At 55.8% G+C, this 26,862-nt stretch carries 21 protein-coding genes; 12 read left to right on the forward strand and 9 right to left on the reverse strand.

Annotated features, from left to right (window positions below):
- The first annotated feature begins 31 nt into the window (after positions 1-31).
- Together Poly41_RS01480 and Poly41_RS01485 are read left to right on the forward strand one after the other, a co-directional pair.
- Positions 32-1,711 carry a TlpA family protein disulfide reductase gene (locus tag Poly41_RS01480; protein WP_146524149.1) on the forward strand — a complete coding sequence of 560 codons (1,680 nt, stop codon included), beginning with the start codon at positions 32-34 and terminating at the stop codon, positions 1,709-1,711.
- Between the two features lie 58 nt (positions 1,712-1,769).
- Positions 1,770-2,000 (forward strand): hypothetical protein, encoded by a 231-nt coding sequence (locus Poly41_RS01485; RefSeq protein WP_146524150.1) that lies wholly within the window; start codon positions 1,770-1,772, stop codon positions 1,998-2,000.
- Here Poly41_RS01485 and Poly41_RS01490 read toward each other — a convergent pair.
- A complete protein-coding gene (locus Poly41_RS01490) occupies positions 1,971-2,741 on the reverse strand; it encodes a (5-formylfuran-3-yl)methyl phosphate synthase (RefSeq protein WP_146524151.1) in 771 nt (256 codons plus the stop codon). The two genes, Poly41_RS01485 and Poly41_RS01490, sit on opposite strands and share 30 nt — an antisense overlap.
- Positions 2,742-2,882: 141 nt before the next feature.
- Between Poly41_RS01490 and Poly41_RS01495 the strand changes: the two genes are divergently transcribed.
- Positions 2,883-4,061: a ribonuclease D gene (locus Poly41_RS01495; RefSeq protein ID WP_146524152.1), complete on the forward strand. Its 1,179-nt coding sequence runs from the start codon at positions 2,883-2,885 to the stop codon at positions 4,059-4,061.
- 7 nt (positions 4,062-4,068) lie between these two features.
- Here Poly41_RS01495 and Poly41_RS01500 read toward each other — a convergent pair whose 3' ends face one another.
- The 4 genes from Poly41_RS01500 to ispF form a co-directional block, all read right to left on the reverse strand.
- Complete coding sequence (locus Poly41_RS01500) at positions 4,069-7,302, reverse strand: COG1361 family protein (protein WP_146524153.1); 3,234 nt, start codon at positions 7,300-7,302, stop codon at positions 4,069-4,071.
- A 194-nt stretch (positions 7,303-7,496) separates the two neighbouring features.
- Entirely contained in the window at positions 7,497-8,222 is a 726-nt protein-coding gene (locus Poly41_RS01505; protein ID WP_146524154.1) for a hypothetical protein, read from the reverse strand.
- 33 nt (positions 8,223-8,255) lie between these two features.
- Positions 8,256-9,245, reverse strand: coding sequence for a ThuA domain-containing protein (locus Poly41_RS01510; RefSeq protein ID WP_231615319.1), 990 nt, complete (start codon positions 9,243-9,245; stop codon positions 8,256-8,258).
- Between the two features lie 93 nt (positions 9,246-9,338).
- Positions 9,339-9,857, reverse strand: a complete 519-nt coding sequence (gene ispF / locus Poly41_RS01515; RefSeq protein ID WP_146524156.1) for a 2-C-methyl-D-erythritol 2,4-cyclodiphosphate synthase — start codon at positions 9,855-9,857, stop codon at positions 9,339-9,341.
- A 108-nt stretch (positions 9,858-9,965) separates the two neighbouring features.
- Here ispF and Poly41_RS01520 point away from each other — a divergent pair, with 108 nt between their 5' ends.
- From Poly41_RS01520 to Poly41_RS01535, 4 genes are all read left to right on the forward strand, one after another.
- Positions 9,966-10,958 (forward strand): ABC transporter ATP-binding protein, encoded by a 993-nt coding sequence (locus tag Poly41_RS01520; protein WP_146524157.1) that lies wholly within the window; start codon positions 9,966-9,968, stop codon positions 10,956-10,958.
- Positions 10,959-11,092: 134 nt separating this feature from the next.
- On the forward strand, positions 11,093-11,851 hold the full coding sequence (locus Poly41_RS01525) for a Gfo/Idh/MocA family oxidoreductase (protein WP_146524158.1): 759 nt from the start codon (positions 11,093-11,095) through the stop codon (positions 11,849-11,851).
- Between the two features lie 188 nt (positions 11,852-12,039).
- Entirely contained in the window at positions 12,040-13,344 is a 1,305-nt protein-coding gene (locus tag Poly41_RS01530) for a metallophosphoesterase family protein (RefSeq protein ID WP_146524159.1), read from the forward strand.
- Positions 13,341-16,901, forward strand: coding sequence for a YhaN family protein (locus tag Poly41_RS01535; protein WP_146524160.1), 3,561 nt, complete (start codon positions 13,341-13,343; stop codon positions 16,899-16,901). The genes Poly41_RS01530 and Poly41_RS01535 overlap by 4 nt, the downstream gene beginning before the upstream one ends.
- 174 nt (positions 16,902-17,075) lie before the next feature.
- Here Poly41_RS01535 and Poly41_RS01540 read toward each other — a convergent pair whose 3' ends face one another.
- Entirely contained in the window at positions 17,076-17,819 is a 744-nt protein-coding gene (locus tag Poly41_RS01540) for a hypothetical protein (protein ID WP_146524161.1), read from the reverse strand.
- A 306-nt stretch (positions 17,820-18,125) separates the two neighbouring features.
- Here Poly41_RS01540 and Poly41_RS01545 point away from each other — a divergent pair, with 306 nt between their 5' ends.
- Positions 18,126-18,998: a sugar phosphate isomerase/epimerase family protein gene (locus tag Poly41_RS01545; RefSeq protein WP_197230991.1), complete on the forward strand. Its 873-nt coding sequence runs from the start codon at positions 18,126-18,128 to the stop codon at positions 18,996-18,998.
- Between the two features lie 29 nt (positions 18,999-19,027).
- On the opposite strand, the gene Poly41_RS01550 is transcribed toward Poly41_RS01545, so the two are convergent.
- Both Poly41_RS01550 and Poly41_RS35375 read right to left on the reverse strand, forming a co-directional pair.
- Positions 19,028-20,968, reverse strand: a complete 1,941-nt coding sequence (locus Poly41_RS01550; protein WP_146524163.1) for a 6-phosphogluconolactonase — start codon at positions 20,966-20,968, stop codon at positions 19,028-19,030.
- A 102-nt stretch (positions 20,969-21,070) separates the two neighbouring features.
- On the reverse strand, positions 21,071-21,205 hold the full coding sequence (locus Poly41_RS35375) for a hypothetical protein (protein ID WP_261344879.1): 135 nt from the start codon (positions 21,203-21,205) through the stop codon (positions 21,071-21,073).
- Positions 21,206-21,317: 112 nt separating this feature from the next.
- Between Poly41_RS35375 and Poly41_RS01555 the strand changes: the two genes are divergently transcribed.
- On the forward strand, positions 21,318-23,207 hold the full coding sequence (locus Poly41_RS01555; RefSeq protein ID WP_231615320.1) for a GntP family permease: 1,890 nt from the start codon (positions 21,318-21,320) through the stop codon (positions 23,205-23,207).
- Positions 23,204-23,476, forward strand: coding sequence for a hypothetical protein (locus Poly41_RS01560; protein ID WP_146524164.1), 273 nt, complete (start codon positions 23,204-23,206; stop codon positions 23,474-23,476). The genes Poly41_RS01555 and Poly41_RS01560 overlap by 4 nt, the downstream gene beginning before the upstream one ends.
- A gap of 51 nt (positions 23,477-23,527) precedes the next feature.
- On the opposite strand, the gene Poly41_RS01565 is transcribed toward Poly41_RS01560, so the two are convergent.
- On the reverse strand, positions 23,528-24,526 hold the full coding sequence (locus Poly41_RS01565; protein ID WP_146524165.1) for a Gfo/Idh/MocA family protein: 999 nt from the start codon (positions 24,524-24,526) through the stop codon (positions 23,528-23,530).
- Positions 24,527-25,222: 696 nt separating this feature from the next.
- On the opposite strand from Poly41_RS01565, the gene Poly41_RS01570 reads away from it, so the two are divergent.
- Together Poly41_RS01570 and Poly41_RS01575 are read left to right on the forward strand one after the other, a co-directional pair.
- Positions 25,223-25,627 carry a thioredoxin family protein gene (locus tag Poly41_RS01570; RefSeq protein WP_146524166.1) on the forward strand — a complete coding sequence of 135 codons (405 nt, stop codon included), beginning with the start codon at positions 25,223-25,225 and terminating at the stop codon, positions 25,625-25,627.
- A gap of 276 nt (positions 25,628-25,903) precedes the next feature.
- On the forward strand, positions 25,904-26,782 hold the full coding sequence (locus tag Poly41_RS01575; protein ID WP_197230992.1) for a UDP-N-acetylmuramate dehydrogenase: 879 nt from the start codon (positions 25,904-25,906) through the stop codon (positions 26,780-26,782).
- Positions 26,783-26,862: the final 80 nt, after the last annotated feature.

A 26,862-nucleotide genomic window follows, 5' to 3' on the forward strand; every position in this document is an offset into this window, starting at 1 on the left:
CCCCGCTTCGTCCCCCGTTTGAGGTTCACCGATGTTTTGTGTCACCTGTCCTCCGCCAACGCATTGGATTCACCGAGCGGTTCGCCGAAAAACGTCTTTGGTTTGGTTGATGTTGTGTGTGCTGGTGGCCGGCTGCGGCGGCAGCAGAGACGAATCGGCTCCAACCGGAGCGACATCCGATGCCCAATCCGATCTCGGTCCGACCACCCCGCCGACCAATCCCGCGGCGCAATCGCTGACATCCGAAGCGGTCTCCGAGGCTGATGCGACGACTCAAGCTGGCGTGGCGGTAAATCGGGCTGACAGATCGGCGACGCCTCCGGCAGATTCCGCGTTGGAAACGCCGTTTTCGATCGCCAACGAGCAACAGGCTGCCTCCGCTGCGGACCCTGGCGAGCGACCGCTCCGTCCCGATCTCACGCCGCAACAGCTGCTGAAATACCTAGCCGACGCGGATGGTGACATGCAATTGATTGCCAGCGGGCGTGCGGGAATCACCGATCAACAAGAAGCGCTTGCAAAAATGCGCCGGATCGTTCGCTTGAAACTCGAAGCCTCTCGCCGCCTTCGTGACCATTCCGACTCGGACCCCAGCACTCGCGACGAAGGGACCCGCGGCGAACTGCAATCGCTGTCCCATCTTGCGGGACTCGGTGACTTGCAAGCGGCCATTGAACTCGAAAAGTTGGCGGAAACGAACCTAAAATCCGACGACGCGCGTTTGGTCGCCGACAGCCGTATGGTGCTGATTGGGTTTGCCATCGAATCGCTTCAGAATGGCGAAGCAACCGCTCCGCAGCGGATTGCCACTTTGGTGAACGATCTCGCAAGCTCCGGATCTCCTCCGGATGTCTCCGCGATGATGGTGATGGGCCAAGCTCGCCAGGTTTTGGCCCAGTACGGACATCGTGAGGAAGCGAAACAGATTCGTGACGCGATTATTCGACTCTACGGTGATGCCTCGGATCCTCAGATTGCGAAAATGGCGGCACAACTGGCTGGCAACGTCGAGTACGACCAAATCGATCGACTCCTGCAACAAGCCATTGAGGGTGAAGTCGTTGATCCGGAAACTTGGTCGGCTGCGGTACAAAAACTGGTCATCGAGTCGGCGGACTTGCAGACGGTCCAGTACTTGGCGGGTGCGGCATTGCAATTTGAAGGACTCGAGCAAGAGTCGCTTGCGGCGGCAACCTACCAGAAGTTGGCAGAAAACTTCACCGACGGGGACTCGGCAACCGGACGAGAAGCCAATCTGGCGATCGAGGCCAAGCGAGCCCGCGAGGCCGTGATTGGGACTTCGTTTGCAACCGATGCTCCCTCGGTCGACGGATCCAAATTGTCCGTCGACGATCACCGAGGCAAGTTGGTCTTGATGCCATTTTGGGCCATCGGATTTCCAGAATCATTACAGCTGATTCCGTCGCTGCAAGCGATCGCAGACGAATCCCCCGATCAAATTGCGATCGTGGGTGTGAATTTGGACCGAGCCGAGGCTCCCGTGTCGGAATTTGTGGAGCAGAACCAGCTTGAATTTCCATCGTTTCGCGTCGAGTCTTCCGCCACCGCAGAAGTCGCCAATCCGCTGGCGGCGGAATTTGGCATGGTTTCGGCACCTTTCATCGTGGTGCTCGACGAAGAGGGAACCGTTGCCTCAATCGACTACACACTTGACCAAGTTAAAAAAACGATCTTAGAACTGCGGCAATAGCTTCTGCCGGTAACTAAGATGATGGTGACTTCATTCGCAATTCATTTGTAGGTCTGTCATGCAATTCATCGAAATCACAGGAAAGACATTGCTGGATGTCGTCAACGATGGCGAAATCGATTTAAAGGAACTCCACGATTCCGGGGTCAACGGAGACTCGATTCTGAGGATCAATAAGTTCGGTGAGATTGAACTGCGTGGGCGTCATGGATGGACGCTTGTCGGTGGTCTGATCGGCAATTTCGAAGACCGACTGGTCCTACTGACGGGTCTCGACTGGGCGGAGTGAGGCAACTTTTTCGACCCATGCAGCCAATCGCGACGGTGACAACCCAGCGGTGCGTCCCGCTTCGCAAACATCGCCGCGAACCGCGTACCCGTCGGGCTCAATCGTGGGCGTTTCGAGTGAATCCACCATTTCGATTCGGATCGATCCAGCGATCATCCATCGCATCGATGCGCGTCGCGAGATCTTGCTGAGCTGGCCCAGTCGCGCTCGCGAAACGTGATCGAGGGTCGAAGCGCCATCCTTGTGAAACGTATCGATTAGGCAGCGATGAAACCCTAAATCGGCCGCGAGCTGAAAAATCGCTTCGGGAGGCAAGCAGCCTGCTGCGTCATGATCGGCATAGGCCACCGCGACCAATTCGGCCCCCCCACCACCAGTTGACTGGGACAATCGCTGCCTCGCATCAAGCCAAATTCGCTTGAGTTCCTCGGGGCATACGATCCCACTGGGTCCGATTTTGGCGAAATGAAACTGTCTTGGCAGCAAATCAATCGTGTCAACATAGTCAACCGCTTCGCCTAAGGCGGCCGACATTAGAGGGGGCTTTGCGGAAAGATCCCCCGCGTTAGGGGATCGGCCGGCTGCACTGGCGCTCTGTTGCCAGATCGCCGCGTCCACAGCCGCGAGCGGCCCATGATCCGGTTCCTTGAAGTCAATGATCGTCACACCGGCCGCCACTGCGATCGCATACTCCCTCAAATCGCGAACACTGACTAGCAGATCCGTCACAAGATGACTCATTGGCTTTTCAAACGGGAAAACAGAAGCAAGGTTCGTCAAACCGGATAGGCGATCGGCGGCCGAACGGGTAAAGTCGGTCCCGGGGGGCAGATTCCCATTGGACGCTATCGGTCATTCACTATCAAGAATCGAAGTCACGTTTTGCATTACGACTCCATTACCAACCGAAGCGACCTCGATCAGCTCTGTGAGCAGATTGCCGCAAGTTCGATTGTCGGGTTTGATACCGAGTTTGTCTCGGAGGACAGTTATCGGCCCGAGTTATGCCTCGTTCAAGTGGCGTTGCCCGGCCGTTTGGCGATCATCGACCCCTACCGAGTCGATTCGACGGAACCTTTTTGGGACGTCCTCTCTCAACCGGGACGAATCGTCATCGCGCACGCGGCACGCGAAGAAATTCGATTTTGTTATCGTTTTTCGGGAAAGCCGATCGCCGGGCTGTTCGATACCCAACTTGCCGCAGGCTTTGTTGGTATGGAATACCCCGCTTCGCTAGCGACGTTGGTCCAACGTTTGGCGGGCCGTTCATTGCCCAAGGGCGAAACGCGAACAAATTGGCGTCATCGCCCCCTGTCAAAGGACCAATTGACGTATGCTGCCCACGACGTCGTCGATCTGGAGACGATGTACAACAAGCTTGCCGCGATGGTGAACACGTTACAGCGAGAAACTTGGGTCGAAGAAGAAACCGCGAACCTTCAACAGAAGGTCATCGATGCCGAGACCCGCGAAAATTGGCGACGCGTCAGCGGCTCCGCGGGCCTCAATGCTCGTCAATTGGAGATCGTTCGTCAATTGTGGCTATGGCGTGAGGGCCGTGCTCGCGAAACCGATCGAATTCCAAGGCGGGTCATGCGTGACGATTTGATGATTGAACTGGCGAAACGCGGCTCACCCAACATCGAGAAGATTCGAGGGATTCGAGGGCTGGAACGCCGCGGCTATTCGGGCCATTACGAGGCGATTGCCCAAGCGATCCAGGTGGCATTGGAAACACCGGAAGATCAACTTCCACGGCGAGCGCGGGGAAACCGCAAGTCGGTGTCACCCATGCTGAGCCAGTTTTTGTCGACCTCCATCGCCTGCATTAGCCGCCAACACAAACTCGCCCCACCGATCGTCGGCAACGCAGATGATGTCCGCGAACTGCTCGGCTATGAGCTCGAAAGTCGCAAATCAGATTCACTGCCGGCGCTGCTCGAAGGTTGGCGAGGCGATATTGTTGGCAAGCCCTTCCGAAAATTGTTGTCCGGCGAGCTAGCAATTCGAGTGGCTGATGTCGAGGAGACCCAACCACTCGAATTCATTGAGGTGGACTGAAGCGGTCTTAGCGAGCTTCCACATCGCTGCTGTGGCGGCTCACGCGGTCGCTTTGAGGACTCATGTAGTGAGTCGCTTCTTCGGCAACCAATACGGTGTCACCCGAGCGGATTTCCGTGCGGAAGCGATGATGACCCGCTCGATCCGCTTTCGCGACGACCCGCAAACGAACCTCTTGCCCTGCCGCGATCGCGGGGATCGGATCGAACAAAACCTGCCCGGTCAACAATTCACCACTTTGGCCTTCGATTCGATTCGGCTCGATGCCATGGCTGAACTGAGCGATCGCGCGAACCTCGTTTGCTTCTTTGCTGCCTCGGTTGCGTACGACAATCTCATAAGTCACATCGGTACCAATCGGTGCGGGGGCCGGCGGATCGTTGATGGTCAACACGAGGTCTGCAATCGAATCGACTCGCGTTGCCAGTGCAACACCGGTTCGACCGGCAGCGGTACCTTCGCATTCAAACACAAACTTCTGGTCACCGGTAGCATTCATGTTACAGCGGAATTGGTAGTTCCGGCTGGCTTCGGGTGCCAACGCTTTGATCGTCCAGTTCAAGGAACCGGCTTCGGCCGTTGCTTCGTCGATACCACCCAGGTACTTGACTCCCTTGGGAAGCCGTAATGTCGCCGCGATATTTTCGCTGGTTGCCGATCCCGTATTCTGGACTTGCAAGTTGTACAGGGATTCGGTGTTTTGATACCGAAGTTCGGGGCCAGTCAGAATCGCTTCGAGCTTGGCCGCGGAAACACGAATCGTCTTCTCGGCTTCGGCTCGCAGCTCAAGATCACCCGAGGCGAGCCCGTGAATTTTCAAATCGACCAAATCCTGGGCAGTGAGCTCCACTTCAAACTGGGCTTCTTTCCCCGCTGGGATGTCGCCAATTCGTTGCGTCTGTGGAGTCGCCGAATTTGGCGAAAGGGTAAAGACGACGTTGGGTGCCGTTCCATCGCCTGGGTTCAAGACGCGGACGGTGTACGCCTGCGATTGACCATAGACAACTTCTTCGGGACCATCGATCGTTAAATCCAATCGTGGCTCGTGCACCTTGACGGTCGCGATCGAGTGCTGTGGCACGAGGGTCCAATCAACATCCAAATCGTAGGTGCCACTGCGTTGGGCACGGAGTTGAACAAACATCCGTTCAACCGATCCGGCAGGCAACGAATCGATCCTCCAGACCAACCGCTCCCCCGCGTCTTGGGCTTGATTCTCAATGGCGCCTTGCGAAGCATTGTGTCCTTGCACCTCTGCCCAATCGGGAATCAATGCACGAACCAAAAGCCCATTGGCATCGATGGAACCACGGTTTTCAACGCGAATCTCGTATTGGCGATTCTGGCGAATCATGATTTCGCCTGGCCCATGCGTGACCACACGGATGCCCGGTAATTCCGAAGCCACCGCGTTGTGACCTGGCATCAATTCTCGACCACCGGCCCCGTTTCGCATGTCATTGGACAGGTTGGGTTGTTGGAAGTTATCCGTGGCCAAACCACGCGTGTCATGCAGTTCCACGTCCGCAGCCACGGTGCCGTCAACCGATCGTGTCATCGGATGTGCGGCAGGCTTCGCCGGTACCGTTTGAGGGGATACGGGTTGGCCAAACGTTGCCATTTTTCCACGATTCGATCCGATCCCGCTCGGGGTGTTCAACGCTGGAACGGGAGTGGCAACTGGCTGAGCGACGTATTGCTGCGTGTAAGGCTGAGTGGCAGCGTCGGCACTCACTTTTGAAGCAGCCAATCCTGAACCCACTGGCAACGACGATTGCGAGTCGACGATGTTAGGGCGATTCGCAGGCACAAATTCGCCTGGGCCGAAGGCTGCTGGCGGTGGCCCCGCGCGGTGTGAAACCGTCTGCGATGGCGTAAGGGTGTTGGCCGCGTTTGGCAGTGCAGGCATCTCGATCGGTTGGCTCTTCATGTCCGGTGTCTGGTAGTTCGGCGATGAACTCAAACCAGATTTGGGAGTACTCGAATGAGCGAGCTCTGCCGATGGCGTTGGGGTCGGGGTCGGGGTCGGCACCGGTGTAACGGGAACGCTAGGCTTGGACGCGACGGAATCGGCACTGGATCCTGCACCCGCTCCACGGCGATTGCTTGCGACCGAGGTCGAACCGGAACCGCTGAGCGTGCTGGTCGTTGTCGGGGTTGCTAGCGCCGCCGTCTTCGGCGCGGCACGGTCGGCCGGTGCCGTCGCGGAAATCGAAGCCTTGGCGGTCTCGGGGCTCGCGGCGGAAGCCACCTGCTCCGGCGCCGGTTTTGGTTCCAAAACGAGTTTCTTCTGCGTTGCTTCGGCTACCGTTTCGGCGTCAACCGGAGTGCTGATCACACGACGAGCCACCTTGGGAACCAGTTCCGTCGGTGCCGCGGATTCAGCCACACGTCGAGTGCTGGTTGGCGACTTTGTCGAAGCAACTTCCGATAGATCGAGTGCTTCGAGCGAGCGACGCCCGCTGCGACGGCTACTCGTTTCGCTGGACAAACTCGGACGCGACTGTCGCTGAGCGACGGTCGGGACCGGGACCGTCAATGGCGAACTCGATCCGGTTGACCTTGGAACCGCGACGGGGGAATCGCTGCGAGCGATCGACGGCGGAGTTGGGATTCGCGATGTTGATGTCGACGCACCGTTGCTAGCAACTTCATCGAGTGACAAGGGCTGCGGAACTCGGCCGCGAATGATTCGGGTTTGACGCGACGCGGAACCAGGGTCTTGAATGGGCGTACGTGGCTGGGTCGTTGACGAATTGTGGGCCGAATGATAGGGAATTCCGCTCCAATCGACCGATCCACTCTGCGACGAACTGGAAGCCGAACTGCCAAAGCGGATCTCGTTGCTATTGCTTGATGTGCTCGATTCCGATTTTTTCGAACGATTGAACAACACGCCGAACAATCCGCCGCTGTTGTCATGTTGATGGGGTTGCGGCTGAGATGCCGCTCGAGGCTCGGTCTGTTTGGGCTCGCCAAATCCGAACGCTTGCATTAGCGTGCCAGAGCTTCGAGTGCTTCTCGAGTCGAATTGCTTACCGACCACCTGTTGGATGGTCGCTTCATCGCCACGCGAAGAGTTAACCGGCTGCTGACCCACTGCGTGCTGGACGGTGGACGTCGTCCCCGTCGCCCTCGGATCCGACGACACTTGGCCCGTCGAAAGGGTCGACATCAATAAAGCAAATGGAATCGCGACCAAGGTCGAAGCCAAAAGCATTTTGCGGTTACGTCGCATCATGCGTACATCTCACGTTTTGTCGGAAAGAGAACGATACCGTCTGAATCATCGGCAAGTCCGTCTGTTCGCAATGAGTAAAATTTGACGATTGTGCGGGTCATCCCAGGCAAAGATCGCTTAAATCGAGCTCACAACCTCCTCAGAATAAAATCGCAGGGCAATTAGGAAGTTTGGGAAGGACGCGGAGTCTCGCACTAGCCTGCATCGTCAATTCGAAGGCTCTCTTGAAGCAGCAGTTCCGAGAGCGACGATCCCGGCGGCAGGCTATTGATGCCATGATCGGTGAGTCGGTCGAGCTCTTGGTAGCGAATCTCGACCAATTCTCCGAGTTCCGCGAACAGGGACTCAACCTGTTCCACCACCAACCGGTTGGCATCGTCACTTCCAAATGATTCGCCCTGCTTGATGCGATACGTGATCACCCGATTTTCTAGAACCTTTTCTTTGAAACGGCTGTCCAGCACGGGATCACACGAGATCCGTACGTGATCCAATTCATGAAGCACAAGCCGATCGGACCAAAAGGAATCGTTGGCCGGTCGTTCTCGAAACCAAACGGTATGCTCTCTCGTGATCGCAATGTCACGATAGCGGATGGTGATTCGTGCCGCTTTGCCATCCAGATCGGTTTCAAGACGCCAACGATTGTAGCTACGGAATTGGTACCGCAGCGAATACTCGGTCAAACCCACCATCCGGCGGCCTCGGTTGCCCTTGGCTCGCTCAAAGCTCCGCGTCGACGCATCATCCCGTGGGCCAAAGACAAAGCGAACGTTTGCTCGCTCGATCAACTCGGCGATCGAGGGTGGAGGCTCGGGCAACTGGGTGAGCTCAATCGACTCAAACGATGCGTTCTCCACCGACGTCTCGGCAACGGTTACGGTTGAATCCGCAATCATCCCCCCTAGAGACAGCCACATCACAAGGTGCCAAAGAAGAAGTCGGCGCTTCAATTAAGGCTTCCTCGTCAAGGCAGCGATCGACTGGAAGAACGGCCCCCAAGCGTGCGGGTCAACGATCGAGAGGTGGTACTGCTGTTTTGTCGCTTCAAAATCAAATGTCTTCGGCGGCTCGAAGTCTTGGTTTTCCAGCAATTGCTCCGACGGGAATGCATCCAGCGATGATCCCTCGGGTTCCACCTCATCGCCTGCGGTCCAACGAATGGCGTTACTGACCAGTCGACGATAACTCTGGCTGCCCCAATTCCAATGAAAATGACCACCGGTAAATCCAAACGAGCGGCCACCGTCGGGCCGCGAGTAAGCCCAAGCCAGCGTTTGGGGATCGCCCGCAGCCACGCTTTTGCGGACCGTTGGATTCCCACTGTGGGCGCCGTCTTTTCGACGCATGGTGTCCTCGGGCGCTACGGCGGCGAGGACCGGGAAAACGTTTCCATCTTGATTGAAACGCAAATGGAAATACCACTCGTCGTTTGCGGAAAACGGTTCGACGCCGTGCGTGATCGGGTGGTCGGGAAGTTTTGCGAACGGGGCGACCCAGTGAGGGTTGACGCTGTAGTGGATTTCAAAGTGCCCTCCCAACAATTCGACCCAAGCATCGCCTGCTTCGCCCGGCACCATCTCGACGGCATAGTGCAAACAAACCAAGCCGCAGCCTTGCTTGAGCTTTTCACGAAGCTCGGCGAGGTGTGGGATTGCCAAATGGCGTCCGCCTCCATCACAATAAATTACGATCGAATCCGCTTGGTCGATCAACGCGGGATCGCTCGGCCACCCACGAACCACGGTCACTTCGCACCCATCGGTTGCCTCGGTGATGGTTTCTTCCAAGATCTTTAGACCAGCATAGTGCTCGTGAGCTCCGTAACCGTGCGAGGGACGGCCAGCAAGCATCAAGATCTTCTTGGTCTTCGAATCGGATTCGCCAGCCACCAAGATCGAAAGTGGCAGAGCGAGCAGCAGAAAGGGCAGAAATCGTTGCACGGGCATGGGCGAAAAGTGGGTTTGAAGTGTCAGGGGGGGCCGGCGGCTATCGGATTATTGTAGCCGAAACGATGATGTGTCGACGCCTTTGGCCTACTTCATGTTTTCCAACGACGAGGAAAGGGCATGGACCAAGACCACCACATGTGTGGCAATCGCCGCTTCGTTGCCAATCGCGCCAAGCCCTTCCCCCGTTTTTGCTTTGACGCTAACTCGATCGATCGTGATATCGAGCATTTCAGCAATCGACTGACGCATTGCGTCGATATGAGGTGCCATTCGAGGACGTTCCGCCAAAATCACGCAGTCAACGTTGACAAGATCCATCGAATGGTGACGAACGCGACGGATCGCCTCGTGAACAAAATCGCGACTTTCCCGATCCCGGTTTTCGTCGGCATCATCGGGGAACAGACGCCCGATGTCTGCCTCGCAAACGGTGCCCAACAGCGCGTCGGTGATCGCATGCAACAGCACATCGGCGTCACTGTGTCCGATCGCGTGCACTTCGGCCGGAACATCGATCCCGCCAATCCGCAACGGGCCTCCGTTGCCGAGTCGGTGGGAATCATAGCCAAGTCCGATACGGACAGGGGGAATCGGTGCGTTCATGGTTGAATCTGAAATTTGGCATCTATTGTCATTGACGATGCTTCCTACAATAACCGACGGTCCTCTATTCTGTTATGCACCTGCTTCGCTTCACCGCTCGAATTCTGCATGTCTATCATCGAAGTCCGCCAATTGACCAAGTCCTACCGCGTTTACAAAAAGCGAGAGGGGCTTCGAGAGAGTATGCGCGGACTTTTTCGCCGTGAATACAACGAGGTCGAGGCGGTGCGGGGCATCGATTTAGACGTTGAGCAGGGCGAATTTGTGGCTTTTTTGGGGCCCAATGGAGCCGGCAAGACGACGACGCTGAAATTGCTCAGCGGGGTGATCAACCCCACAAGCGGGACTGCGACGGTGATGGGCTTTGTGCCATGGCATCGCAAAAACGAATACCGCCGTCGGTTCGCCTTAGTGATGGGCCAAAAAAACCAGCTTTGGTGGGACCTCCCTGCACAAGAATCCTACCGCTTGCATCAACAAATCTACGGCCTCGATCATGACCAGTTCGACGCGACGTTGGCGGAACTGACCGATCTGTTGGATGTGACCCGACTGCTCAGCCAACCGGTCCGCGAGCTGTCACTCGGCGAACGGATGAAGATGGAATTGATTGCTGCCATGCTTCACAGCCCCGAAGTCCTGTTCTTGGACGAACCAACGATCGGGCTGGACGTGATCGCTCAGCACAACATCCAGAAGTTTCTACGTTACTATCAGGAGAAACGCAAAATCACGATTCTGTTGACCAGCCACTACATGAAAGACGTTGCAGCTCTGTGTAAACGTGTCGTGATTGTTGCAGGCGGCCGCATCGAATACGACGGATCCTTGGCGGGAATCATCGACAAGTTTTCGGGATCCAAAATTATCACGCTACAATTCGCCAATGCGCATCGCCCCTCGCTGGCTGCGTATGGTGAAGTGCTCGATGAAAATTGGCCCAAAGTCCGCGTCCGAGTGAACCGCGCTGACGTTCCCGGAGTTTTGGCGGAAACACTTCGCGACAATCCCATCGAGGATGTCGCGGTAGAAGATCCCCCGCTGGAAGAAGTCATCGCCGACCTGTTCCGCGAATCAAGCGAGCGGGAGGGAACAGAGTAGTTCGGAATCCCATTACAATGAGATCGGTGCGTTCGATTCCGTCTCAAGCGAAGGACGGAGCTGGATTCAATAGGCAAAACAAATCGCTCCCGACTTCGTTCCTTCCCCCAATCCTTTTCCCAAGGGACCCACCCATGACTGACAAGATCCATCGCCGTGATTTTCAGGTAAAAGCGGCTTCTACCTTCGTGCTTTCCGCCGCAACCGCCGCGGCTTCGGCCCGCGCCGCCGGTGCCAACGAGCGCATCCGTCTCGGGTTCATCGGCGTTGCCAATCGTGGATCGCAATTGATGAAGGCCTTTGCAGAGCATTCGGATTGCCAAATCGTTGCACTTTGCGACGTCGATTCACAAACGCTCACGAAGGCGGCCACAAACGTTGCCCAGACGACCTTTCAGACTGACGACTTTCGTAACCTGATTGACCGAGAAGACGTGGACGCCATCGTGATCGCGACTCCCGATCATTGGCACGCGATTCAAGCCATCTCGGCCTGTGCGGCGAGCAAAGACGTTTACGTGGAAAAGCCACTCTCCGCAACGATCCACGAAGGCCGTGCCATGGTCGATGCGGCCCGCAAGTACAAACGCGTGGTACAGGTAGGGACACACCGTCGAAGCAGTCCTTTGTATGCGGAACTGTCCGAGCGAGTACGAGAGGGGCTGCTGGGGAAGGTCTGCGTGTCGCGTGCTTATCGGCTCAGCAATATGGCACCTTCGGGGATCGGCAAGGAACCCACTTCTTCCCCACCCGAGCATTTGAACTGGGACATGTGGTTGGGACCTCGTGCCAAAAGGCCCTATCAAGCCAACATTGCACCTTACAAATTTCGTTGGTGGCAAGACTACAGCTCTCAGATGGGATGCAAAGACGGAATACTTCGTCGGAGATGAAGAAGCCAATGCGAGATTGCACTACCCGTATCGCAGCCCATGGACATTGCCCAGCTAGAATCGCGTTAACCCTATCACCCGCCCGACGTGCCGTGCCCACGTAGCGAGGGATCGGCCACCGAATACCGGTTGATCCAGATCCCAGGTGATCGATGCTCAGGACGGAAAAGGATCGACAAGGAATGCAGATGGAGAAGAAAACCGGCAATCGTAAGGTCCTTCATGCAGCGGACATTCATCTCGACAGCCCGTTGCGGAAGCTTCAAACCTACGAAGACGCTCCTGTCGACCAAATTCGCGGGGCGTCGCGCCGGGCCTTGGAAAATCTTGTGCAATTGGCAATCCACCAATCCGTTGACCTTGTCGTGATTGCTGGGGACCTTTACGACGGTGATTGGCGAGACCAGAACACGGGACTGTTCTTCGTGGCCCAAGCCGCCAAGCTCACGCAAGCGGGGATTCCCATCGTTGTGATTCGCGGCAACCATGATGCCGCGAATCTGATGACGTCATCGTTGCCACTGCCCAAGAATCCCGATGGCAGCGAGATCATGATGGCAGCGGATAAAGTCGACGCCCGCGTCTTCGAGTCGCTGTCGATTGCCGTTCACGGACGATCCTTTCGCAAGCGAGCCGAAACCAAGGACCTGTCAAAGCAATATCCGAAACCCTTTTCCGGTGTCTTCAACCTTGGGCTACTTCACACCAGTTTGACTGGGGCAGAAGGACATGACAACTATTCACCCTGTAAGCCTCAAGAATTGACCGATAAGGAATACGACTACTGGGCACTCGGTCATGTTCATCTTCGTGGCGAACATGGCATCGACGGCGGCCCACCCATCGTTTTCAGCGGCAACATCCAGGGTCGCCACATTCGTGAGTCGGGCGAAAAGGGCTGCGTGATTGTCGAGATTGATTCGCGAGACCGTTGCACCCCGAACTTCCATGCCCTGGACGTGGTGCGATGGGACGTCTGCCAGATCGATGCCCGGACGATCGACCATCCGGATGACGTGATGGACCAATTTGAACAATGGGTCACGAGGCAAATCACAAGCGCGGAAGGACGTTTGATCGTCTCGCGAGTTGCGGTCAGCGGCCCAACCGCCGTCCACAATGCTTTGCATCAGCGCCGTCATCGTATCGAAGCATCCCTGCGTGCGATCGCAGTCGCACACGGCGGAGGACAGGTGTGGCTGGAAAAACTGCGACTCAAGACGTCAACGCCGACCCATGCATTCGCCTTCGGTGATTTGGATGGGCCGCTTGCGAGTGTCGCGCAAGTGGTCAACGATTTTCGCATGGCCGAGGATCGAGTCGAGACCGTGAAGCAAGAGCTTGCATCACTGCTTTCAAAACTGCCGATAGAACTGCACGGCTACGGCGAAGGGTTTTCCTCAGACTCGATGGGCCAAACCGACGAACTGGTCGCTTCCGCTGCGGCGGAACTCCTTGGGCGGTTGCAGGAAAGTGAGTCGACAAGCGAATGAAAATTGAACGACTCGACCTGATTGCCTTTGGACGGTTTACGGACACTTCGATCGATCTAGCGACAGGAAATTGCCAATTCCATCTGATCTACGGCCCAAATGAGTCCGGAAAATCGACAAGCTTGCGTGCAATCACTTCGTTGCTTTACGGAATGCCTCAGCGTGCGGAAGACCATTTCCTTCATCCCACCACCAAAATGCGGATCGGAGCAAGACTCAGCGGCGACGACGGAGGTGTGCTGGAGTGCATCCGGCGGCGAGGACGCAAATCGACGCTGCGCGATGACAAAGATGATCAACCTATCGACGATGCGGTACTTGCGAAAATGCTCGGTGGAATTGACCGAGAAGCGTTCGAGCATCGGTTCGGACTCTCCCACGATGAATTGGTCAAAGGAGGCGAGGCCATTTTGGCCGGCCAGGGGGATTTGGGCGAGATTCTTTTTGCGGCCGGGGCAGGCGTCAGTCAATTGCGCGCGGTCGGCGAGCAGTTGAACACCTTGGCAACAGCACGTTTCGTCGCCGGGGGAAAGAATGGCACGATCAATCAGCTGATCCGAGAGTTGGCGGAAAAGAAAAAAGAGTTAGAGCAAGTCAAGATCCCCCCGTCGGAGTTCAACGAGCTTCGTGAACAGCTTGATGAAGCCTGCGACCGTGCCGAGAAGTTGCAGGCGTCAGCCAAACAGCAGGCGATCAGGCTTGCCAAAATGAGAGCAATCCAAAAAGCGTTGCCACTGGTTCCACAGTGGCATTCGACGAGAGAATCGCTCCACGACTTGGCCGACGCTCCCCATCTCGACGATGCGTTCGTTGATCGACGTCGATCGTTCGAAACCAAACGCGAGGTTTCCGTGGAGCAGGTAACTTCGCTCAACATGCGATTCAAAGAATTAAAGGAACAACTGCAATCGCTCGGGGAAGATCAGGCTATCCTCCTACATGAAGCAGAAATTGAATCGCTTTTCGAACGGCTTGGGGCAAGAGATGAAGCACGAAAACATCGTGTCGATTTAGAACGAAAACGATTGAACATGGACCGGCGAATGGTCGAGGCGCTGGAGGAATTATCCATCGTCATCGACACGACAAACAAGGACGAGGTAACGGGACAGATCGACAAATCGCTCGCTCACCTCCGTATCGTCGATTCGGTGCGAACCAAGCTCAACGCGTTGGCGCAGAAATATGCAATGATCGTTCGCCAACGCGATGATGCCGACGAACAATCTCGATCTGCGATCAAGAAACTGGCCGAGTTCGAACCCTTTCTCGACCAACACGCGACTCCCCCCGACCCAAATGCAATCAGCCAAGTACTCGAGTCGGTCGGCAGTCCCGATGCAGTCCTCTCCGACATCTCGCAACAAAGGGCGGCGGTCAAGAAAATTCAAAAGCGGTGTGAGCAGCTTTGTCGAAAACTCGAGGGCTTCGAGGGTACGTACGCCATGGCAACGAGCTTGCGGTTGCCGAATGAAGCCGCAATCGATTCGGCTGCGAGCCAACTGAAACAGCGGGAACAATCGCTCGCAAGGATGACCGAACAATGGAACCAATTGAGTGCCCAACAGGAACAAGCGGAGGAGCGTTTGCAGTCCGTTCAGTCACTGGTTGCCCTGCCAACACCCGAACAGTTGACCGACGCTCGTGGCCGGCGAGATCAGGCACTGGTTCAGGCGATCGCCGACCAACAAACGGGGCAACTTGACGCCCAGCTTCTGTTCACGCTTCAGCAGGAAACTCGAAAAGCGGATGAACTGGTGGATGCGATGCGAGTGCATCACGAGCAACTGCACCAGCAAGCAAGCATTCAAGCAGAGCTGCGAAGAATCGAGCGGCAGCGAAAGATCTGTCAAGCGAGCAGGGAGTCTGCCAAAACGGCGTTGGATGAAGCTCAGAACGCTTGGCAAACACTTTGGCAAGCCTGCGGCATTGCCGCCGCAGATCCCGATCGAATGGTCCGATGGATCGCCACGCACACACAATTGGTCGAAGCGGTTTTGACGCTTCATGACGAATCGGAGCAACAGCACCAACTCGAAGAGCGATTGGGCGTGTCGACAAAGCGTTTGAAAGCTGCCATCACAGCCGCTGCGGACGATGCAGAGAAACCATGCGATGGCAGCTTATCGGAGAACGTCTCCAGCCCTGAGGATTTTGCATCGCTCTATGATCAAGCGGCCGCTTTACGCAGTCGGTTGCAGGATACGAAAAAGCGGCATGATGACTGGAATCGCCAAAGAGACATGATTCGAAGCGAATTGCCCACTCTACAGACACGGCTTGAATCTCGCCAAAAAGAGCTCGACCAATGGCATGCCGATTGGTCCGATGCCACCTCGGCGCTGTCGCAAGAGGTCGATCGAACCCCCGCAGTCGTGATCGAAAAGATCGCCCAAATCGATGCGATTTCGGCGCAGCAGCGTGAACGCGATATTTTGTCCGTTCGTATTCGTTCCATCCGTGAGGACAACGAAACGTATCGCGGCGACGTTCAACGACTGGTGGACCAGTTAGAAATCCGATTACCCCATGGCTCTGGCGACGTAAGCGACGTGTTCCCGGTTGTCAAGGAACTGTTTCAGCGGATGCAAACGCAGCGATCTGCGGCCCAACAGAAGTCAACGCTGCAAAAGCAGCTCGACTCCGTATCCAAGCAATTGCAGGATGCGACGCAGCAAGCGAGCGAGACCGCAGTCGCGTTGCAAAAACTCTGCGAAGAGGCACGTTGCGATGCGCCGGAGAAGCTTGTCGAGGTCGAACGACGTTCGAAACAGAGACAGCAGTTGGAGGCATCGCGAAAGAGCCTTGAAGAACAATTGAGGATTCTGGCAAATCATGCGTCCATCGATAAATTTGTCTCTGACGTGCAGTCGGAACAGCCAGAATTGGTCGAGTTTGAATTGGAATCGCTGGATGCCAAACTACAAGCGACACGGGACCAACTCACGCAGACGCAGCAGGAAGTCGGAGTGTTACGGCATCGGTTGCAACAAATCGATGGCAGCGCCCGGGCATCGGAGCTGTCGCAATCGATTCAATTGCTGGCCGGCCAAATGGAACACGAAGTAGAAGAGTACGCTCGAGTCAAAATCGCTGCGATGATGTTGCAGCAATCGATTGAACATTATCGCCAAGAGAATCAAGGTCCTGTGCTCGGACGGGCTGCCAAGATCTTCCGGCGACTGACACTGGACGAATACCAAGGTCTAAAGGTCGACACCGACCCTCGCGGGAATCCCATTTTGTGCGGAACGCGTCCCAACAAAGATCAAGTCGAGGTACCGGCAAACGCCATGAGCACAGGAACGGCCGACGCCTTGTACCTATCGCTTCGACTCGCTTCGATCGACCATCAACTCAGCCGAGGCCAAGCACTCCCGTTGATCATCGACGATTGCCTCGTGCAATTGGACGACGACCGTTCCAAAGCCGCTTTGGAAACCTTTGCCGAATTGTCAAATCGCACCCAAGTGATTTTGTTCACACACCATGAACATGTCGTCGAGTTGGCAAAGGCCTCGTTAGCCCCCAGCGTCTTTGAGGTGCACAGACTGTAGCCTCACCATCAGAAAAACTAGCCCCTCCCACGGAATGGGTGATCGTGCCCAGGCTGGCGGTTTTCTCAGGCATGACAGGGCCTTAAAAGAACCGGGGGACGGCATGAAGATGGAAACAGCTACCCACCCATTCCATGGGAGAGCCGAAAAACTAAGAACCTATCCGAAAAGGTTCTAACGCAGCGAGATTGCGTCTTGCAGTGGCTTGAGAACGCTTGTCACCAAATACTCATCAACCAAGTCGCGCCCCAAACTAACCAAACGGTCGTATTCCGCCGCATAGTTCTCATCGGGGCCAAGGCTATCGTAACGCCGAACGGTCAAATAGACACTGATTTGTTCCTCACCGAAGTCACCGGTACGCACTTGGTAAGCGTTGGTACGCGACTCGAAACTGACGCGACACTGTGTCCGGCAATCCTCATCGAGCGAGAATTGAATCGCCGGTTCATGCGAAAGCACTTTTCCGTAGGGAAGATTGGAAAACTGCTTCAATCCTGGCGCAACGCCAACCACGTCTGCAAGCATCTCGTTGTGGTTGCCTCGATAAGCAAAGTCGAATCCAAACATCACGCTGAGGGATTCACAATCGAGCGGAGACACCGACAATTCGTAGGGAACCAATTCCAAAACGGTCCGATTCAGTTCATCCGCTGCGTCCGCCGACGGCGGATTGACCGCTCCGGAATTGACCCGTTTTGATTCCGTGGAAACCCACCGGTAGGCACCAGCCTCCTTTTCTTCCTCGAGGACGAACTCGTTCTTTTCACGGCCATAAAAATTTTGCAGATTGGGATAGCGACGTCGGATTTGTTCAAAAAAGTGAAGAATTGATTCGCGGCCTTTCGGGAGCTCCATTTCGGTGGTGAGGATCATGTTCATATAGAAGTCGTCGCTAAATGCGCCGTATCCGTTCAATTCGTCACCTCGGGTGGGAAGATGCTGGTCAATTTGTCGACCCCCTCATTTTACGCCGCTGCCTCCCTTTTTTGAACCATCGCAGGCTGGAAATCTGATTTGCGGCTAAGTTCGCCCTCTTAGAGCCCTCGTGCAAAGGGTGGGGCTCAGAGTGGCCCAAATCACTCGCCTCTGGGGCCGTTTCCTGGGTCACGATGCGAGCGTGGCCGGCGGGACCGCAATTCGATTGCTGACGAAATCGCTATACTCGTGCTTCGAATGCTTCGTCCCTGTCCAATCGATCAACCCTCCTTTCGAGCCATCCTCATGATTCAACGTCGTCAATTTCTTCAGCGCGGTATCGTCGCGACCGCAGCCGGTGCCAGCTGGATGTGCAAGCCGCAACGAACCGCATTGCTTGCCGATGAACCCAATCAAGACGCATCATCACACCTACCGATCGGCTCCTGCCGAATTGGACTCCAACAGGCGGTTGCAGCTGGCATCGATGGAGTCGAAGTTCGGGTCGGCAACGCTGCTGAACGACTGGAAATCGCAGATCCGAAAACGATCGCCAAGTACAAGGAAGAGATGCAGCAAACAGGTTTGGTCGTTCGTTCGCTGATGATGGGGCTCCTCAACCAGAATCCTCTGGCGACCGACCCGCGTGGCCCCGCTTGGTTAGAGCAAAGCATCACCGCAGCGAAACAACTTGGTGCACCCGTGATTCTGGTCGCTTTTTTTGGCAAGGGCAATCTGCTAGAGGACGATGGACGTGTCAAGCAGGACGATGTGGCTCGGGTCGTCCAACGTCTCAAGGCGGCCGCGCCCCTTGCGAAAGAAGCGGGTGTGATCTTGGCAATCGAAAACTACTTCGACGGCGAACAGAATGAACGTTTGCTCGATCGCATTGATCATGATTCCGTTCAAGTTTACTACGACGTGTACAACACCGGCACAACCAAGGGACATGACGTGCCGGCGGACATTCACCGTTTGCGCGATCGCATCGCTCAATTTCATTTCAAGAACGGCAATCACTTCTTGGATCACGAAAAAGAGAAGTTTGAACCGATTGCTGCTGCAGTCAACGCGATTGGCTTTCAAGGCTGGGCCGTGCTGGAGACGTCGGACCCCACGGGCGACGCCATCGCAGACACGCGACGAAACGCCGACTTCCTGCGTGGGTTGCTGGGCTGATCGCCGCAGCGATCGCAGCGGCGATGGTGCTACAAGTCAATTCCGGTTTGGCCATCCCAGCGGACAAACCCTTCGATCGCCGCGTACTCAGCGAGCCCAAGCGCGTCATACCGACGGGCGGTTTCCGCGTTGCGAGCTTCGGCACGCTGCCAGAACTCACGCATGTCCCATCCGGGGAACAAAGCACGGTCCTTCTGCGATTCATGCTTGAAGATGGCAATCCTTTTGCGTTCAACTTCGACAGGACTCAGGGGCACCGCCATCTCGATCTGCTCCGGTGCCCACTCTTGCCACGCACCCCGATACAACCATACGGCACAAGCTTCATACCAATCATCGCTTTGGCACTCGATACACGCTTGCAAGATCGCGCTGAGGCATGTTCGGTGGGTTCCATGGGGGTCGGACAAATCACCAGCAGCATAGATTTGGTGGGGCTTGATACGACGAAGGAGGTCGAGGGTGATTTGAATGTCCGCGCGGCCCAAAGGCGACTTTTTGACTCGACCGGTTTGGTAGAACGGCAAGTTCAAAAAGTGCAGTTGCTCATCACAAACACCGCAGCATCGGGCACCTTCACGTGCTTCACTACGGCGGATCAATGCCTTGATTCGCTGAATCTCTTCACTGTCAACTTGGCCGGATCGTTTGTGCCGTAGAAACTCGTCGACGTGATCTTCCAGGTGGTCCAATCCCTCAGCTTGAATCCCGAATTCACGACAAAAATCAGCCGCAAACTCAGCAAATCGAAGCGCATCGTTGTCAAACACCGCAATGTTGCCACTGGTTTGATAGGCGATGTGTACCTCATGTCCCTGATCGACCAATCGGATCAGAGTTCCGCCCATCGAAATCACGTCATCGTCTGGATGTGGCGAAAAGACAAGGATCCGTTTAGGAAAAATGTCATCGCGATGCCCAGGTCGGTCGCCCACCTGTTTCGCATGAGCCGGTTTACCGCCAGGCCATCCGACGATCGTGCTTTGAAGATGCCGAAACACCCGCAGGTTGATGTCGTATGCGTTTCCGTGACTGGCCAACAGATCCTGAAATCCCGCTTCGTTGTAATCGGCTTCGGTCAATTTCAAAATCGCCTTACCCGTTTGAAACGCCAACGCGATCACGGCTCGGCGCGTGGTCATTGCGTCCCATGGAATCGGGCCCGTCAGCCAAGGAGTGGCAAACCGAGTCAACCCAGAAGCTGCTGCTTCGTCCAAGAAGACTTCGATACCGTGGTGACCTTGCAAGAACGATGCCGGAACCGCCGACGTCGCTTCCTGCTCCACGGTACTGCAAATGATGGATGCTTTGCCCTCCCCAAAACCGATCAAGAAAATCTGTTTCGCTTCCAAAATGGTTCCAACGCCCATCGTGATCGCGTGACGGGGAACATTCTCGGCCCCAAAAAAATCGCTCGCTGCATCGATTCGAGTCACGCGGTCCAACGTAATCATCCGAGTTCGGCTGACCCGTTCGCTTCCCGGCTCGTTGCAACCGATGTGTCCAATCCGACTGAGTCCCAAAATCTGCAGATCAATGCCACCCGCGTTAACGATCTTTTCTTCGTAGGCGGCACAGAAAGACGCAACCTCGGACTTGTCGATCGAGCCGTCGGGAAAATGCACGTTCGCCGGATCAATATCGACTTGGTCAATCAGGTATTCTCGTAGAAACCGAGCGTTACTTTGCAATTCATCGGGTTGCATCGGAAAGTACTCGTCCAAACTGAACACAATCACGTTCTCGAACGACAAGTCTTCCTGTTGATGCAAGCGAACCAATTCTTCATAAATGCGTGTGGGCGAGGAACCGGTCGCCAAACCCAACACACACATCGTCCCTTCGAGACTCCGCGAGCGGATCAAGTTGGCAATTTCTGCTGCCGCCGCAATGCTGGCGTCGGACGCTTTGGCGAAGATTCTGCACGGGATCTTTTCTCTCGAACAAGGCAGTGCATCGGTTTCGTTCATCAGAAGGATTGGCCTGGGGTGGACAAACAGAGAGGCATGCAGCAGCCATGACGAGGCGCTGCGTCTGCCAAGTATAACGTTTGCTGGCGATGGCAGGTTCACTCATCCCGTAGCGATTCCGTTCGACAACAGGTGAATCGACTCGAGCACGCTGTGGCACATGACCGGCATCATGATGTTCAATTGGAAATTGCCGCCCGAGGCACCACGGATGGTCATCCACGTGTCATGACCCATCACCCTACCAGTAAGGATCGGTCTACTGCGATCCCCCAACGGCGGCCCTATCGGCTAGAATTACGGCCGACCTTCTTCCCTTCCCTACTTTTTTGATGCTGGTGGTGGCCGCATGATGCGTCATACTCGAATACTCTTCATCCTTGTGTTGCTTGTCGGCGGCTTCGCTGCCGCTGGCTTTGCTTTCGCCGCCGAACCTGCTGCCGGTGGTCTGGCCGACCTCGACAACTCCACCGGACTCGATCTACAACCGATCCTGCTGCTGGCCATCGGCATTGTGTCGGTTTTGGCGATGATCATTGGGTTGAAGCTGAATGCATTCTTGGCATTGATTCTGTCGGCGCTACTTGTCAGCCTGCTGATCGGCTTCACGGGGGATCAATCTGCCGGATCGCGAATGGATGCGGTGACCACCGCGTTCGGCGGATCGGCCAAAAACATCGGTATTGTGATCGCGATGGCTGCCATCATTGGCAAGTGCATGCTCGACAGCGGTGCGGCCGATCGAATTGTCCGCAGTTCGATCCGCGTGACGGGCGAAAAGAAGGCGTCGTTCGGCTTGATGATTAGCAGCTTCATCCTGGCGGTTCCTGTCTTCTTTGACACGGTTTTTTACCTGCTCGTCCCCTTGGCCCGCAGTTTGTTTCGGCGCACCAACAAGCATTACTTGCGCTACTTGATGGCGATCGCCACCGGCGGAGCAATCACCCATACACTGGTGCCGCCGACCCCCGGTCCGTTGTTGGTTTCATCGATCCTTGGTGTCGAAATCGGCATGATGATGTTGGTTGGAACCTTGGTGGCAATCCCCGCTGCGATTGTCGGCATCGTTTTCTCCTACGTCGTCGACAACAAGCGGCCGGTGGTGATGCGTCCGCTTGGGGCCAACGAGAATAAGCACAAACCGTTGATGGAAGATCAACTTCCCTCACTGTGGGTCTCGCTGCTGCCCGTGTTGTTGCCCGTCGTACTGATTGGCGCCGGCACGCTCGCGACGACCCTGGCAGATCGCGAAGACCGTGCTGCGTTGACAACGACCGACATCACTCAATACGAGCAACTGGCGTCGATCCTGGCAAACGCCGAACCCAAAACCCCTGCGGCTCGAGTGATCAAAAGTCAGCGACTTGCACCCGAGGAAGTCGAGCGACTGACCTCGCCTGCCACAACCGATGCAGAGAAGAAAGAAGTCGTTCGATTGATGAACGAAGTGTTGTTGGACAAGGAATTCTACGACGAGAACGCGTTCTTGGGCATTCCGCTTTCCGATATTGCGAAGGCAAAAATTTCCGCAAACCAATTGAGGATGAAACCGGTCGACCGGCGCCGCATGAACCGGGCACTCCTCGAAGATGCTTACCCGGATTTGGTCGCCAAGCACGATTGGAATTCGCCCTCACGCAACGTTGCCCAGGCATTGTCGCTATGGAGCAATCCTGACTTTGCATTGATGCTCGCTGCGATTTGCGCGATGTTGACGCTAAAAATCGTGCGATCGTTGTCATGGCGAGACTTGGCAACCGATATCGAAGAAGCGCTGATGAGCGGCGGCGTGATTATCTTGATCACCGCAGCGGGTGGGGCGTTTGGTGCCATGTTGACCGAAACCAACATCAGCGACGCGATTCAAACAGCATTTCGAAACCAAGGTGGCGCTGGTATCGAGCTGCTGTTACTCGGATGGGGAATCTCCGCAGTCCTCAAGATCGCGCAAGGCAGCAGCACGGTTGCGATGATTATTGGCGCCGGCATGATGTCCGCGATTATCGGAGACGCTAAACCGGATTACAACCTCGTCTACATTGCAACTGCGGTGGGGTCCGGGTCACTGATGGGCAGTTGGATGAACGACAGTGGTTTCTGGGTGTTTACCAAAATGGGCGGATTGACGGAGAGCGAATCGCTGCGAAGTTGGACGCCTCTGTTGGCCGTTCTGTCGGTCACCGGTTTGATCGTGACCATCATGCTAAGCCAAGTCCTGCCGATGCGAGGCGGGATGTGAGTCGTGATGCCCAGCGAGGTGAGACAGCCGACGCTACACTGGGGTGTTTGGCAACAAGCGGCTCGGTGCTGATCACCTGCTCGTTGCTATTTTTCAACGCTTCGATCGTGATGGCACTCCTGAATGCCCTTGAACCGTTGTTTCCCGTCTGGGCCCAAAAGCCAGCAACGTTGCAATTCTTGCTGTTTGCCACCCCCGTGGTGATGGTCGTTGCGGAGTGGATGGCGATTGATTTTGCACGCAATCGTTTTTTTCGAAAGCTGCGTTGAGCAACACACCCGAAAACGGTGTCAGCGGACGACACTGAGGAGAAAGCGTCTCTAGTTCAAATCGATCCGACTGCCGCTACGACTGCTTTCTCTCGCAGCGGCAAGGATCGTGGCGGAACGACAGACGTCATCAAGATCGCTCATGTTCCGTACCAAACTGGTGACCGCACGATAAAACTGCGTGAGCAACTGCTGGCCGACAGGCAATTCGGTTTCAAGCGATTCAAGATGACGCCCCGCATCATCGAACCAGACAAGAGTGGAGGGCAAGTCAATGAAGGCGACTCCACGCTGGCAACAGATCTGCATCGCCGAAGGTGGACGGAAACTGACCGCCTCGTGCCAGGTTGGGCGGATGTAACTGCCACAACTGATTTGAGCTGTGACCCCAGGCAGGTCTTCCCGTGGCGCAAACTGCAAACTCATGCACTCATAATCTGCCGGTACCGTGTGATTGAGCCCCGTCGAAACCACGCATTCCGGTTCACGACCGACCACGTATCGAGTCCAATCAATCAGTTCGACCAACTCTTGGTGCAACGGGTTGTTTGGATCGCACGATGTTTTCTGAGATGCCGTCTCTGGCTGAACGCGCCGATGACAAAAAACTAATCGTGGCAGACCCAACCGCGTTGCAATCAACTCCTTCAGCCGAAGTGTGGCCGGCGCAAAACGCTTGGGTAACTCCGTCATGAACGCAATGCCGCTGCGATCAATGGTTTCACGAATTCGATCGGCATCGGCGGGATCAAAGTCCAAATCGCCTGCCCAATAAATCGCCTTGCCGGCCTGACATGCGGCGAGCATCGGGAGCCACCCGAGCCAAGATCGTTGCAAGACCAAAACGGCATCGATGTCACATCGCGACACCAACGCTTGGTAGCCATCGACGGGGTCCGCCTGGAATTCCGCAGCCGCATTCTCTGCCAGTTTTGACACGGTGCTGTAAATCGCACGCACGTCAAACCGATCTTGCAGCATGCGCAACGCTGGCCGATGACGGTTTTGCCAGCCGTCACCCAAACCAATTAAGCCAATTCGAAGCTTCATCAATGACCCATGGATGCTTGGCCATGCGCCGAATCGGTGCCTGGACAGCTGCAATCACCTCGATTGAGCTATCAAAACGCGATTCCATCAGCAAATCCGCATCACGAAACCTGCCAATCGCAAATTATTTTGGGCTTTCCAGACCGCTCCTCAGCGGGGGTGCAGCAATTTGCCGCACGTCTTTTGGCATGCTCCAAATCGTTCCTTCATAACAGCTTAGCGTCCTCGAAGCAGCAAAACACCCAATCTAAGAACAAAAAGCGGAACCTGGTACAAGATCGATTTTTTAAAAATGGGTTCGGCGACCCTTGTGGTCGATCGATCGGCCCATAGAATCCGACCCAACTCATCCGAGCCGCCTAGGCCAAAAACCTTTGCTAGCTAGTGCAGCTTACGACTCGGATGACCCTGTTTCCCAATCGGTTCCAGCGGTGTCGCTGGGAAGATTGGAGTAGTGTCACTCGGCACTTGCCGCTCGGCAACCAACGCTGGAATAACCTGGCTGGTTGGATGAGGACGAGAGTCGTTGAAGGAGCCGCCGGGTGACATGATAGGAAGTCTTTTCTCACATTTTCGCGGTCCTCCATTTTCATTCGGATGCTTGTTTCCCAGCTTTGGGAAACGACGGAACGAACTTTTCGGTGTGGTGCCGATCCCGCGGAGATGCCTCCATTCGTTGATATCTAGGAGTATTGAATGGTTACGCTGCTGTTAGCTGTGGTTTTGTCGGGCGTCACAAGTGAACACCCAATCCAACAGAAATACGCAACTGCTTACCAGGAGTCACTCAGAGAGAACAAGCCGTTGATGGTCGTGGTGGGTGCACCGTGGTGTCCCGCCTGCAACGTCTTGAAGAATTCAACCATCAAGCCGATGGCTCAAACTGGCGAACTCGACGACGTGTGTGTCGCTGTGATCGATAAAGACCAAGATCCTGAGTTGGTCGAACAACTGACCCGGGGCGAAAAAATGTTGCCTCAGATCATTTTGTTCACTAAAACAGGATCGGGCCAATGGAATCGCAGCCGATTAATGGGTTTCCAGCCCAAACAACCCATTCGGAGCCTGATCCAAAAAGCGATCATGGATCGCCAGGGCTAGTGGATCCCTTGTTGAGGGCTTGTTAGGGGGACATCCGAAAGAGGTCCCCGGTCGTTCGCGGCCGAGGTCTTGGGCTTTGGTTGGGCGAAACCCGAAAATTCGAAAGCGTTGGTACGTGACCCCGTTCACAGCCGACGCTTTTTTTTGTTAGATGCGTTATGTTAGGCGGAAATCGGAGTTGATGCGTTCGCGTGCCCTTCGCAGCCCAAAGTCTGAACGCCAACAACGAACTGTCCCCCGTTCCCTCGTCGTCCACCAACAGAGGCATCGACCAGCATGAGTTTCCCCGCGGACCTGGACCATCTTGTGCGAACCGACGAACCGCTTGCGCCACTGGTTTGGCTTGGTATCGGCGGGCCAGCTCGCTACTTTGCTGAACCGGTCGATCGAGTCGAACTGGCACGGATCTACGAAGCGGCTCATTCGGCAGGTTTGGCCGTGCGTGTGCTCGGCGGCGGAAGCAACGTGCTGGTTCGAGAGGCAGGCTTCGATGGGCTGGTGATTTCCTTGTCGGCCGCGGCGACAAGTGAATTGTCGATTGACGAGAACCGATTGACCGCGGGTGCGGGGGCCAAGCTGTCACACGCCGTGATTAAATCGGTCGGCGCAGGACTTGGCGGACTCGAACATCTGGTCGGAATCCCCGGTACCGTCGGCGGTGCCGTGATGGGAAACGCGTCCAACGGCGGCCGCGATATCGGATCGGTCGTCGATACAATCACCGTCGTCGAAAGTGACGGCTGCACGCGGACCCTCAGCCAGCAAGAAGCGGGTTTCTCCCATCGAAAAACATCGCTGCTGGGGCTCGGTGTGCTGGAAACAACCTTCGTTTTAGAGGCCCGTGATGTCTCGGCGCTTACGAAACGGATGCAGAAGCTGTGGATCAGCCGCAATTCGTCTCGACCGAGCGAGCAGCGACGGATTGCGATGCCGTTTGTCGATCCCGATGGAATGCCAGCAAAAGATCTGCTGCAGAGTTGCGGTTTGGCAGGCGTTCGTGAGGGGGATGTGTCGCTTGATGCAGCCCATCCTCACTATTTGATCGCCCACGATGGCGCGACGAGCGACCAGTGTTTGCGGCTGATCGAACGAGTTCGCGAACAAGTCACGCTGCAGACGGGGATTGACTTGCAGTTGAACCTGCAAATCTGGTAAGAGAGACTCGCAGCGCTAAACATCGCGGCGATCAAGGCCGCGAACAACCAAGGAACGTAGTGCGTCTCGCCCGAGAGCAA

Source organism: Novipirellula artificiosorum, assembly GCF_007860135.1.
Lineage (GTDB): Bacteria > Planctomycetota > Planctomycetia > Pirellulales > Pirellulaceae > Novipirellula_A > Novipirellula_A artificiosorum.